This is a genomic window from Candidatus Microthrix parvicella Bio17-1, assembly GCF_000299415.1.
Classification (GTDB): domain Bacteria; phylum Actinomycetota; class Acidimicrobiia; order Acidimicrobiales; family Microtrichaceae; genus Microthrix; species Microthrix parvicella.
This window is the reverse complement of the sequence record NZ_AMPG01000001.1, coordinates 189,277-201,631: the sequence shown is the minus strand read 5'-3', so window position 1 is coordinate 201,631 and position 12,355 is coordinate 189,277. Positions and strand designations below refer to the sequence as shown.

The following is a 12,355-nucleotide window of genomic DNA, read 5'->3' as shown; positions in this document are numbered from 1 at the left end:
ATGACGAGCTTGAAGTGGGTCAGCCCTCGACCACGTCGGTGGCCGAGTCGGCGTCCAGCACCACCACGGAGCCCCGCATCGATCCTGCGGTGGCGGTGGCGTGGAGCGAACAGAAGTAGCGGTAGGTCCCCGGCGTACCGAAGGTGGCCGAGTGTTCCTTGCCGGGAGCAAAGTCGGCTGTCTCCACCCCGAAGTCGTCCTTGGACTCGTTGGGGATCACGTTGTGGTCGTTTCGGCCGTCGTTGCTCCACACCACCTCGGTGTCGGTGACCACCTTGAGCGCTTCGGGCCGGTAGATGTTGTCCAATGCGGAGACCCGCACGGTGCCGCTGTAGGCCGGGCCGGGAATTTCGGGCGCATCGGCCACCGTGTCCTTGTCGGCGCATGCGGTGGTGGCCACCACCAGGCCGGTGAGCACCACGACCCGAACGAGCCGTCGTCGAAGCGAACCTCGAATGGGTGTCATTGTGCTGTTCCCCTCGTGTCACGCCATGTCCAACGGCGGGAAACATCATGCCCCGAATCCGGATTCAAGTTCCACCTGGAGGCTCGTGACGGGCAGACTGGAACCATGAACGACCAAGCGGCTCTTCGACGTGGCACGGTGCAGCGGACCACCGCCGAGACCGACATCTCGGTGTCGATCGACCTCGACGGTTCGGGCACGGCCGATGTATCCACGGGGTTGCCGTTCTTCGACCACATGCTCGATCAGATCGGTCGACACGGCGGCTTTGACCTGACCGTCAGTGCCACGGGCGACCTGCACGTCGACGGACATCACACGGTGGAGGATGTTGGCATCGCAGTGGGAGAGGCCTTCCGTGAGGCCGTGGGCGACAAGGCGGGCGTTCGTCGGTTTGCCAGCGGGCTTTACCCACTCGACGAGGCGCTGATCGAAGTGGCGCTCGATCTTTCGGGTCGACCGTACGTCGTTGTCGATCTGCCGTTCGGCGAGGTGCTGGCATTGGGAAGTCCGCCGTTCAATCCGGAGATGGCCGAGCACTTTCTGGTCAGCTTCGCCACCTCGGCCGCCATCACCCTGCACGTCACCAAGCGGGGGGGCACCAACACCCACCACATCATCGAGGCCACCTTCAAGGGCCTGGCCCGCACGCTGCGCGATGCGGTACGGGTGGAAGGTGTGGGCGTCCCCTCCACCAAGGGCACCCTGTGACCGACGCGCCCCCCCGAATCGCTGTGATCGACTACGGCATCGGCAACCTTCGGTCGGCAGAGAAGGCGCTCCTCCATCTTGGTGCCGACGCTGCGCTGGTTGGTGATCCGGAGGCGATCGAGGCCGCCGACGCCGCCGTGCTGCCTGGCGTGGGAGCGTTCGGAGCCTGCATGGATGCGCTGGATGCTTCCGGCCTGGCAGACGTCGCCCGTAGTTTCGCTGCGTCGGGTCGGCCGTTCCTCGGGATCTGCGTGGGTATGCAGTTGCTCTATGAGGCCAGTGATGAAACCCCCGGGCGCACCGGCCTGGGCATCCTCGAAGGCACCGTGGGCCTGATCGAGGGCGCGGTGAAGCGCCCGCAGATGCAGTGGAACCGTTTGAGCGTTTCGTCGCAGAACCATCCGCTGATCGCCGGTGCCGACGGGGCCTGGATGTATTTCGTGCATTCCTATGCGGCTCCGTCGGGCGACGAGGTGATCGCCACGTGCGACTACGGGGGTGCGGTCACCGCAGCGGTGGCTCGCGACAACGTGTGGGCGGTGCAGTTCCACCCTGAAAAGTCTGGTGACGCCGGTTTGGCGCTGCTCGAAAACTTCGTCGCCTACGTTGGGAGCGGGTCGTGAAGGTTGCGCGTGTAATTCCTTGCCTCGATGTCGATGCCGGCCGGGTGGTGAAGGGCGTCAACTTTGTCGGACTGCGTGACGCCGGAGATCCGGTGGAGTTGGCGGCCCGCTATGACGCCGAGGGCGCTGACGAACTGGTGTTTCTTGACATCACGGCCAGTTCCGACGGCCGCGACACGATTGTCGACGTTGTTGAGCGCACCGCCGAGCAGGTGTTCATTCCGTTCACGATCGGTGGGGGTATCCGGTCGGTGTCCGACGCCCGGCGGCTGCTGCGTGCCGGTGCCGACAAGGTGTCGATCAACACCGCTGCGGTGCAGCGTCCGGAACTGATCGGTGAACTGGCCGCGGAGTTTGGAAGCCAGTGCGTGGTCGTGTCGATCGACTCCCGACGCGGTGACGCCCCAAGCGGCTTTCAAGTGTTCATCCACGGGGGCCGCACCCCGACTGAACTCGACACGCTGGAGTGGGCCGACCGGGTGGTGGCGCTGGGCGCCGGCGAGATCATGTTGACGTCGATGGATCGCGACGGCACCAGGGACGGCTTCGACCTGCCGCTCACCGCAGCGGTTGCCGACGCAGTAACCGTTCCGGTCATTGCATCCGGAGGGGTCGGCACGCTGGAACACCTGGCGGAGGGCATCACCGTCGGGCACGCCGAAGCCGTGCTGGCGGCGTCGATCTTCCATTTCGGTGAACACACTGTTGCAGAGGCAAAGGCGCACCTTCAAACAGCCGGCGTCAACGTTCGCCCCGGGCCGCTCGTTCCGGGGAGCGATGCTCCCTAATCGCATGCGCGGTCGGTGGTACGTTCAATTGCAGGTCGCTACCGCTCGTTCGGCGTGGACACCTGCCGACGGGTAGACCCAAGCTCAGTACGTTCACAGGGAATGCACCTTCAAGGGGAACATATGTCGGTCGAAGTGACCACACCGCAGGTCGTCCACGACGTCACCATCCGAATGGCGGGTGACTCCGGCGACGGCATGCAGCTCACCGGGGATCGCTTCACGGCGCTGGCGGCCCTTGCCGGCAACGACTTGGCCACGCTGCCCGACTTTCCTGCGGAGATTCGTGCTCCGGCAGGCACCCTTCCGGGTGTGTCGGCGTTTCAGGTGCGCATCGCAGATCGGGAGGTGACCACCCCTGGCGACGATGCCGCTGTGCTGGTCGCCATGAACCCGGCAGCGCTGCGCAGCGAGTTGCCCCGCCTGGCGAAGGGCGGAACGCTGATCCTCAACGGTGATGGATTCGACGAGCGGAGTCTGATCAAGGCCGGCTACGACGCCGACCCGCGCGAGACCGGCGAGCTCGAGGCCTTTGCCGTGATCGATGTGCCGATGACCAGCCTGACCAAAACGGCGGTCAAGGGCACCGGTGTGTCCGGCCGACACGCCGGCCGGTCGAAGAACTTCTTTGCGCTCGGCGTCCTCTCCTGGATGTACAGCCGGGACACCGAGCCGGTGAATGCCTGGATCGATTCGAAGTTCGCGAAGGACGATGCGGTTCGCCAGGCCAACCGCAAGGCGCTGTTCGCCGGCCACGCCTTCGGTGAAACCGCCGAGTTGGCGGCTGTTCAGATGATTGTTCCGCCGGCGGTCCGGGCGCCGGGCACCTACCGCTCCGTCGATGGCAACACGGCATTGGCGTGGGGTCTGATCGCCGCCGGCGTGTGCGCGAGGCTGCCGGTGTTCCTCGGCAGCTACCCGATCACACCGGCGTCGGCGATCCTGCATGAGTTGGCTCATCACCCCGACGCCGGGGTTCGAACCTTTCAAGCCGAGGACGAGATCGCCGCCATCACAGCAGCGATCGGTGCCGCGTTTGGCGGGCATCTGGCCATGACCACCACGTCGGGTCCCGGTCTCTCGCTGAAGGCCGAGGCGCTGGGTCTCGTCGATGCCCTGGAACTCCCGCTGGTGGTGGTCAACATCCAACGCGGTGGCCCCTCCACCGGCCTCCCCACCAAAACCGAGGCGTCCGATCTGATGCAGGCGATGTACGGACGCCATGGCGAGAGTCCTCTGCCGGTGATCGCCGCATCCCGCCCAAGCGAATGCTTCGAGGTGGCCATTGAGGCTGCGCGACTGGCGTTGAAGTACCGCACGCCGGTGATCCTCCTCAGCGACGGATACCTGGCCAACTCGTCCGAGCCCTGGTTGGTCCCGGACGTTGACACGCTTCCCGACATCTCGGTGGAGCAGACGACCGAACTCAACCATGACCGCGGTGACGGGTCTGCGGAATTCTGGCCCTATGAACGTGACCCCGAAACGCTGGCCCGCCCCTGGGCGGTGCCGGGCACGCCAGGCCTGGAGCACCGCATTGGCGGCATCGAGAAGGCCGACGGCACCGGCAACATCAGCTACGACCCCGACAACCACCAGCGCATGACCGACCTGCGCGCGGCAAAAGTGGCGGGTATCGCAGCGGACATTCCTCTGGTGGAGGTGTCCGGCAAGGTGGATTCGGACGTGCTGATCGTGGGCTGGGGCTCCACCTGGGGTGCCATCACACACGCCATGGCCCGGCTGAAGAACGCAGGCCATCAGGTGGCTCACGTGCATCTGCGACATCTCAACCCGTTTCCGGCGAACCTCGGAGAGGTGCTCGGGCGGTATTCCACCATCGTCGTGCCCGAACTGAACTCCGGCCAGCTGTCCCGACTGCTGCGGGCCGAATTCCTCGTAGACGCCCACTCAATCTCCAAAGTGGCCGGACAGCCCTTCTCGGCCGCCGAACTCACCGCTCGAATCTCGGAGGTACTGCGATGAGCCCAGTTACGGTTGAACCACGTGCCGAAGAGCAGCGGGTGCCGATTCCCACAACCACCCGGACCGATTGGCAGACCGACCAGGAGGTGCGCTGGTGCCCGGGCTGCGGGGACTATTCCATCCTGGCCGCCATGCAGTTGGCGCTGCCCGACATGGGTATTCGCCGGGAGCAGACCGTGGTGATCTCCGGCATCGGTTGCGCAGCCCGCTTCCCGTATTACATGGACACCTACGGGGTTCACTCGATTCATGGGCGGGCACCCGCACTGGCGACCGGCCTGGCCTTGGCTCGTCCCGAGCTCTCGGTGTTCGTGGTCGGCGGTGATGGCGACCTGTTGTCGATCGGCGGCAACCATCTGCTGCACGCGTTGCGTCGCAACGTCAACCTGACCATCCTGTTGTTCAACAATCGGATCTACGGCCTGACCAAGGGCCAGTACTCGCCCACCTCCGAGGTTGGCAAGCACACCAAGAGCACGCCGTTTGGTTCGGTGGACGCCCCGCTTCACCCGCTCGTGGTGGCGCTTGGCGCAGGCGCCACCTTCGTTGCTCGAACCCACGACATGGATCGGTTGGGTATGCAGGAGATCTTCACGAGGGCGCACGCGCATCAGGGCGCGGCGTTTGTCGAGGTGTTGCAGAACTGCAACGTCTTCAACGATGGTGCATTCACCGACGTGACCGGCAAATCGGTGCGTGAGGAGATGCTGATCCCCCTCGTCCACGGTGAGGCCGTCACCTTCGGCGAGGATGGACACGCGGGGGTGCAGGTCGACCTCGATGGTGGCCGGGTGGTGGAGGTGGCCGATGTTGGGGCCGACACGCTGTACGTGCACGACGAGCACCGCGCCAGTCCGACCGCAGCGATGGCGTTGGCGCTGATGGCGCCGGAGCCCTCCGAGCCCACGCCCATGGGCGTGTTCCGCGATGTGGCGATGCCGATGCATCACACCGCCCAGGTTGATGGCCCCGGTAGCCGCGACGATCTCGCCGCGCTGTTGTCATCCGGGACCACGTGGACCGTCGATTGACGGTTTCGGGCGAGTAGGTTGCCCGGTGCCCATGACTGATTCAGAATCCTCCCCGTCCAGCGGCCCCATCGATCACGACGGCGAGCCGCTGCCGATCAAGATGCTTGCCGACCGTCTGCTCGTCGCGCCGGACTCCGAGGGCGAACGCCGCTCCACCGGCGGCATCCTCATTCCCGCAACCGCCGAGCGAGGCAAGCGCTTGAGTTGGGCCGAGGTTCGGGCGTTGGGCCCCAACGTGCGCAGCGTGAAGGATGGCGATCAGGTGCTGTTCAACCCGGAGGACGTCTTCGAGGTGGAGGTGCGCGGTGAGACCTTCATCATCCTCAGGGAACGCGACGTGCACGCGGTCGCCGCGCAACGCCTGGCCGAGAACTCCACCGGGCTCTATCTGTGAATATTGATCAACTTCAGTTTGATGGGCAGGGCCTGATCTGCGCCGTTGTGGTGGACGACGAATGCGGCGACGTGCTGATGGTGGCCTGGATGAACCGCGACACCCTGGCCGAGACCTTGGAGACCGGTCGCATGGTGTACTGGTCCCGGTCGCGTCAGGAACGCTGGCGGAAGGGCGATACCTCCGGGGACGTGCAGCACGTTCGCTCTGCGGCGCTCGACTGCGACGGCGATGCATTGCTGTTTCGGGTCGAGCAGGTGGGCGTCGCCTGCCATACGGGGGAGCGCAGCTGTTTCCATCGTCCTCTCGCCTTCGAACCGGTCGACTGATGACGTCGGAGCTCACACGGGACCGCTTCGGCACACTCGCCACCGAGTTCACCGTCATCCCTGTCTGGCGGCAGCTTCTCGCCGATCTGACCACCCCGGTGGCCGCCTTCGCCCGGCTGTGTCCCGAGGACGAGGCCGGGTTCCTACTCGAGTCGGTTGATCACGGCGGTGGATGGGGTCGCTGGTCGTTCGTCGGCCGGCGGCCGTTGGCCAGGTTGACGCTGCGCGACGGCGATGTGGCGGTCTCCACCGGCGAGGGGCTCCTCGATGAACTGCTCGCCGCACTCCCGCTGGGGCAGGGCATGTTGGCCACCATCGAGGCGATCGGTCGGGTGCTCACCGCCCCCGATGCCGTGCGGGTCGGCTTCCCCGAGGGCCACGAACCGCCGCTTCATTCGGGCCTGGTTGGTTACCTGGGCTACGACGTGATGCGCGAGGTTGAACACCTTCCCAACATCCCGACCGACGACCGCGCGTACCCCGATGCGGTCCAATCGGTCATCGGCGAGCTGGCGGCGTATGACCACTACAGCCAGCGGGTGACGTTGATCGTCAACGTGGTCATCCCGCCAGGTTCGAGTGGCGACGACCTCGACCGGCTCTACGCCGATGCGCTGAGCTCGCTCGATGTGCTGACCGCCGACGGGGCGCGGCCGCTGGACGAGCCCCTGGTGCACCCGCCTCACCCGGACGATGAGGTTCCGCCGGTTCGTCCCAGCCTGGACGAGCAGACCTATTGCCGCGCCGTTGAGGTGGCCAAGGAGCACATTCTGGAAGGGGACATCTTCCAGGTGGTGCTGTCCACCCGCTACGAGTTCGACCTGAACGCCGACCCGTTTGACGTCTACCGGGTGCTGCGCCAGGTCAACCCCAGCCCCTACATGTACTTCGTGCGTGAGCCCGAGCTGTTGCTGGTGGGCTGCTCGCCGGAGCCGATGGTGCAATTGCTCGGCAACCGGGTGATCTCCCGGCCGATCGCGGGCACCCGGTTTCGGGGTCGCACCCCCGAGCACGATCGAAGGCTGGGCGCCGAACTGGCCGAGCACCCCAAGGAGCGGGCCGAGCACATCATGTTGGTCGACCTGGCACGCAACGACGTTGGCCGAGTGGTCGAGTTCGGTACCTGCGAGGTGGAGGAGCTCATGACGCTGGAGCGCTTCAGTCATGTGATGCACCTCACCAGCCAGGTTGCCGGAACCCTCGCTGAGGGCAGGACCCCCGCCGACGTGCTGGCCGCAACGCTGCCCGCCGGCACCGTCTCGGGTGCCCCCAAGGTGAGCGCCATGCAGATCATCGACGAGCTGGAGCCGATCAAGCGAGGCCCGTATGCGGGCATCGTCGGCTACCTGGACTTCTCGGGCAACATCGACACCGCCATCGCCATTCGCACCATGGTGATCGACCGCAACCCCGACCAGGCGGCCGCCCCGTGGCGCGGGACCGTGCAGGCCGGCGCGGGCATCGTTGCCGACTCGGATCCGGCCGATGAGTATTTGGAAACCCGCAACAAGGCGAAGGCGCTGTTGGTGGCGGTCCCGGCCGCCGAACGAATGACCGCTCAGCGTCGTCGGCGTCCCACCGAATAGCCGAACTGCTCGCCGCCCTCGGGTGAACCTGTCTGCTCATGTGACTGGTATCTATCGGAGTACGAGAGAGTGACGCTCGTGGACTTGTCCTAGTGGAAAATAGAAGTAATCTGTCGGGCCATGGAGTCACAAACCCACCTACACAAAACGAAACTGCAACGCCGGACCATGCTTGGCATGCTGGCGTCGACCCCCGTCGTCGTTGCTGCATGCACCGACAACGATCTGGGTGCCGACGGTAGTAGTGCGGCGCTTGCCGCCGAGGTCGTGCCCGAGATGGTGCCGCTGTCGGCCATTCAGGAGGCCGATCCCAAGGAGGTCCACCTTTCGTACGCCCCCGCGGTTCCACCGACGATCACGCGCAAGGAGCCCCGTCGATTCGACGTGCACCTCGAGGCGGTCGAAGGCATGGCAATGCTGGACCCCGCCAACGATGTCATGACCGAGAAGTGGGGCTTCAAGGTGGCCGGGGACAAGACCGACGTCAGCGGTGTTCCGGGCCCGGTGATCCGCGGCCGGGTCGGCGACGTGGTCAGGATTACGCTGTCCAACCCGACGACGGGCAAGCACCCGCACAACATCGACTTTCACTCCGTCACCGGTATGCATGGCGGTGCTTCGGACCTGCTGGTGGCCCCAGGAGAATCGGCGGCCATCCAGGCCCGCCTGCTGTATCCGGGTGCGTTCATGTATCACTGCACCGCCGAGGACACGCTGCACCACATTGCGATGGGCATGTATGGCATGTTCATCGTCGATCCTGCTGAGCCCTTGCCGGAGGTCGAGCACGAGTGGGCGGTCATGCAGAGCGAGTGGTACGTCGACGCGCCGGACGCCAGTGGCATGGCCAAGTTCAATCGCGACAGAGTGACCAACGAGGATCCCCGCTACGTCACCTTCAACGGTTCGGTGGGCGCGATCGCCGACGACAACTCACTGAAGATGAAGCTGGGGGAGCGGTCCAGGATCTACTTCGTGAACGAGGGCCTCAACCTGACCGCCAACTTCCACCCGATCGGCTCGCATTGGGACAAGGTGTATCCGGAGGCGGCCACTCACCCCGACAACTCGATCATTCGTGGCTCCCAGTCCACCTCGGTGGTTGCCGGTGGCGGCACCGTGGTGGAGATGCTTGGGATGTCCCCGTCCAGCATCGTGTTGGTGGACCACGCATTGACCCGGGCCTTCGACAAGGGCGCGATTGGTCACGTCGACATCGACGGCAAGGAAGACCCCGAGATCTATTCCAAGATCGAGCCGCCGAAGGGCGGCAGCGGGGGCGGCGAGGTCATCACACCGACGACGGCTGCCGCTGCGGTCGACCCGGACACGCCGGTCGAGACCACCGAGGTCACCATCCCCAAGGGATCGTTCGATCCGGCCAATGCCGCCACGGCGTACAGCCCGCCCACGATCAAGGTGGCTGTTGGTGACAAGGTGACCTGGAGTAACAAGGACACCGTCTTCCACACCGTGACCTCCGGCAAGTCCGACGGGTCCAAGGCCACCCCCGACGGGAAGTTCAACTCGGGCAACATCGAAGCGGGCGACGAGTTCTCCTTCACCTTCGATACCGCCGGTGAGTATCCGTACCACTGCGAACCGCACCCATGGATGCGGGGCACGGTCATCGTCGGCTAGCCCACGACCGATCGGTCACACCAGTCGGCCTCCTCCGACTCCATGAGGGGGACGAGTAGCCGCCGGGGCCCCTGACCCCGGCGGCTACAATGTCTCTCGGTGCGCGTGAAGGCCGGGGGAAGCCGACGCTGGTGGTTTCGGTGAGCTGAGAAGTGTTGCTCGAGGAAGCAACGTGATGCTGGAGGGCCCTGTGAGTTCGACCGTGACGGATCCAGCCGACGCCGACGACCACAGCGGCGTCGGGATCGGGCCGAGGATTCTCTCTGGGGCGCCGGTCGTTTCGCTGGAGGACCACCTGAGCCGTGGCGGCGGGGCGGCACTCGCACGAGCGCTGGAGCTTGGGCCGGAGGCCACCATCGCCGAGGTGAACGCCGCCGGGCTCAGAGGGCGCGGCGGTGCGGGCTTCCCAGCGGGACGCAAGTGGGACTCCATCCTCAACGGTGGCGGCAGACACCACTTCGCAGTCTGCAACGCCGCAGAGGGGGAGCCCGGCACCTTCAAGGATCGGGCGGTACTGCGCCACAATCCCTATGCGGTACTGGAGGGGTTGCTGGTGGCCGCTCACAGCGTCGGAGCGTTGGAGGCCTTCATTGCGCTCAAGGCGAGTTTCGGTGCGGAACTGACCCGAATCCGCACGGCGATCGCAGAGTTGGCTGATGCTGGATGGCTTGAGGGCCTGAACGTCACCGTGGTCGAAGGGCCCGAGGAATACCTGTTCGGAGAGGAAAAGGCCCTGCTGGAGGTGATCGAGGGCAATGAGCCCTTGCCCCGTTGGCTTCCGCCGTTTCTGCACGGGCTGTTCGCCACCGCACCGCAGCTGGGTTGGGAGTCGGCCGAAGCCGAACCTGGTCACGACGCCGGGCACGAGTCCAACCCGACCCTGGTGAACAACGCCGAGACGCTGGCGCAGGCGGCGTGGATCCTGGCCAACGGTGCTGCGGCATTTCGGTCGGTTGGCACCGACGAGTCACCGGGAACCGTGATCTGCACCGTCGTGGGAGACGTCGAGCTGCCGGGCGTGGTCGAAGTGCCGATGGGCACATCGCTTCGCCAGGTGATTGAGGCGTGTGGTGGCGTCGCCGATGGCCGCGCCGTCAAGGCGGTGTTGCCCGGGGTGGCCAACGCAGTGCTGGCCGCAGAGCACCTCGACGTCCCGCTCAGCCACGAGCACTTCGCCGCTGTTGGCTCGGGCCTGGGCGCTGCCGGGTTCATCGTGTACGACGACAGCGCCTGCATGGTGGAGGTGGCGGCCATGCTGTCGAGGTTCCTGTACGTCGAGTCCTGTGGGCAGTGTCCGCCTTGCAAACTGGGCACCGGAGCGATCACCGATGCGCTCGATCGCATCCGTGATGGCGATGGCACCGACGGCGACCTCGATACGATCCAACGCCGTTTGGAGGTGGTGGCCGATGGCAACCGCTGCTACCTGCCGGTGCAGGAACGCGAGCTGATCTCAAGCTTTCTACGCACCTTCCCTGAGGATGTCGTGACCCATCTCGACGGCCGCTGCGGTTCGGACCGCGTCGATCTTCCGGTCCCCAAGATCATCGACCTGGCCAACGGTGTGGTCACCTATGACGAGCGGCAGGCTCGCAAGCGGCCCGATTGGACCTACACCGACTGACGCCGTCGATCGGGCAGACTGAAGCCATGACCCGGCACGATGTCCCCAAGACCGCCCTGGAGTTACGTTCGACCCTCACGGGTGACGGTGTGGTCACCCTCGGCATCGAGCAGTTTGAGGTCGACGATCCGACGGGCAGCCAGGTGGTCATTCGGGTAGAGGCGGCCCCGATCAACCCGTCGGACCAGGGGATGTTGTTCGCAATGGGCGACGCCTCCCGAGCATCGGCGGTCGTTGGCACCGGGTTGCCGGCGGTGGCGGTGCCGGTGTCAGACGGCGCCGTTGCCGGCCAGCGAGGGCGGGTCGACCAGCCGATGCCGGTCGGCAACGAGGGGGCAGGCACCGTTGTGGCCGCCGGACCGGATCCCACAGCTCAGGCACTGCTCAACAAGGTTGTCGGGTTCCTGTCCGGCAACGCGTATGCCCAGTACCGCACCATCGACGCGTCGCAGTGCCTGGTGATGCAGGACGGCACGGACCCGGCTGATGCGGCGGCCGCGTTCGTCAACCCGCTCACCGCGCTCGGCATGATCGAGACGATGAAGACGGAGGGTCACACGGCCCTGGTTCACACCGTTGGTGCATCAAACCTCGGCCAGATACTCAACCGCGTCTGCCGGGCTGACGGCATCGGCCTGGTCAACGTCGTTCGCTCGCAGGAACATGTTGACCTCCTCCGCGAAGCAGGAGCCGACGTTGTGTGCAACTCCTCCGACGCGTCGTTCCACAACGACCTCGAAGATGCACTGCGCTCGACCGGCGCAACCATCGCATTCGACGCGATCGGTGGCGGCGAGCTTGCCGACACGCTGCTGTCGGCGATGGAGCGGGTGGCCGGCGAGCAGGCTGATGGGTTCAGCCGCTATGGCTCCGACACACACAAGCAGGTCTACATCTACGGTGGTCTTGACCGCGGCCCGACGACGCTGTCCCGCAGCTACGGCATGTCGTGGGCGCTCGGCGGCTGGCTGCTCACGCCGTTCCTTCAAAATATCGGCAAGGAGGCTGTGGATCGTCTCCGCACCCGCGTTGCCGATGAGATCACCACCACGTTCGCCGGCTCGTACGGCATGGTGCTGTCGCTCGAGGACGCTGTCGATCCCGAGATGGTCAAGCGGTACGCAAAGATGGCCACGGGCGATAAGGCGCTCGTGACCCCGCAGGCCTGACAACCTG

12 protein-coding genes are annotated in these 12,355 nt (G+C 65.6%); 11 read left to right on the top strand and 1 reads right to left on the bottom strand.

The features are described 5' to 3' along the window. Nucleotides 1–19 precede the first annotated feature (19 nt). Nucleotides 20–466: a cupredoxin domain-containing protein gene (locus MPARV_RS21930; RefSeq protein WP_012230943.1), complete on the bottom strand. Its 447-nt coding sequence runs from the start codon at nucleotides 464–466 to the stop codon at nucleotides 20–22. A gap of 105 nt (nucleotides 467–571) precedes the next feature. Here MPARV_RS21930 and hisB point away from each other — a divergent pair, with 105 nt between their 5' ends. The 11 genes from hisB (at nucleotide 572) to MPARV_RS0100965 (ending at nucleotide 12,348) form a co-directional block, all read left to right on the top strand. Further along, complete coding sequence (gene hisB / locus MPARV_RS0101015; protein ID WP_020376914.1) at nucleotides 572–1,177, top strand: imidazoleglycerol-phosphate dehydratase HisB; 606 nt, start codon at nucleotides 572–574, stop codon at nucleotides 1,175–1,177. Beyond that, entirely contained in the window at nucleotides 1,174–1,800 is a 627-nt protein-coding gene (gene hisH, locus MPARV_RS0101010; RefSeq protein WP_020376913.1) for an imidazole glycerol phosphate synthase subunit HisH, read from the top strand. The genes hisB and hisH overlap by 4 nt, the downstream gene beginning before the upstream one ends. Then, the gene (hisF, locus tag MPARV_RS0101005) at nucleotides 1,797–2,588 is read left to right on the top strand and encodes an imidazole glycerol phosphate synthase subunit HisF (RefSeq protein WP_020376912.1); all 792 of its coding nucleotides are present in this window, start codon (nucleotides 1,797–1,799) and stop codon (nucleotides 2,586–2,588) included. The genes hisH and hisF overlap by 4 nt, the downstream gene beginning before the upstream one ends. 123 nt (nucleotides 2,589–2,711) lie before the next feature. Beyond that, the gene (locus tag MPARV_RS0101000) at nucleotides 2,712–4,574 is read left to right on the top strand and encodes a 2-oxoacid:acceptor oxidoreductase subunit alpha (protein WP_012230951.1); all 1,863 of its coding nucleotides are present in this window, start codon (nucleotides 2,712–2,714) and stop codon (nucleotides 4,572–4,574) included. Next, nucleotides 4,571–5,605, top strand: a complete 1,035-nt coding sequence (locus MPARV_RS0100995; protein ID WP_031276943.1) for a 2-oxoacid:ferredoxin oxidoreductase subunit beta — start codon at nucleotides 4,571–4,573, stop codon at nucleotides 5,603–5,605. Before MPARV_RS0101000 ends, MPARV_RS0100995 begins: the two co-directional genes overlap by 4 nt. 31 nt (nucleotides 5,606–5,636) lie before the next feature. Next, nucleotides 5,637–5,999: a GroES family chaperonin gene (locus tag MPARV_RS0100990; protein ID WP_012230955.1), complete on the top strand. Its 363-nt coding sequence runs from the start codon at nucleotides 5,637–5,639 to the stop codon at nucleotides 5,997–5,999. Further along, nucleotides 5,996–6,328, top strand: a complete 333-nt coding sequence (gene hisI / locus MPARV_RS0100985) for a phosphoribosyl-AMP cyclohydrolase (protein WP_020376910.1) — start codon at nucleotides 5,996–5,998, stop codon at nucleotides 6,326–6,328. Before MPARV_RS0100990 ends, hisI begins: the two co-directional genes overlap by 4 nt. Continuing rightward, entirely contained in the window at nucleotides 6,328–7,914 is a 1,587-nt protein-coding gene (locus MPARV_RS0100980) for an anthranilate synthase component I (RefSeq protein WP_020376909.1), read from the top strand. The genes hisI and MPARV_RS0100980 overlap by 1 nt, the downstream gene beginning before the upstream one ends. A 177-nt stretch (nucleotides 7,915–8,091) precedes the next feature. Continuing rightward, nucleotides 8,092–9,555 (top strand): plastocyanin/azurin family copper-binding protein, encoded by a 1,464-nt coding sequence (locus MPARV_RS21925; protein ID WP_172636540.1) that lies wholly within the window; start codon nucleotides 8,092–8,094, stop codon nucleotides 9,553–9,555. 190 nt (nucleotides 9,556–9,745) lie between these two features. Then, entirely contained in the window at nucleotides 9,746–11,179 is a 1,434-nt protein-coding gene (locus MPARV_RS0100970) for an NADH-ubiquinone oxidoreductase-F iron-sulfur binding region domain-containing protein (RefSeq protein ID WP_172636539.1), read from the top strand. A 26-nt stretch (nucleotides 11,180–11,205) separates the two neighbouring features. Continuing rightward, nucleotides 11,206–12,348 (top strand): zinc-binding dehydrogenase, encoded by a 1,143-nt coding sequence (locus tag MPARV_RS0100965; protein ID WP_020376906.1) that lies wholly within the window; start codon nucleotides 11,206–11,208, stop codon nucleotides 12,346–12,348. The last annotated feature ends 7 nt before the right edge of the window (nucleotides 12,349–12,355 follow it).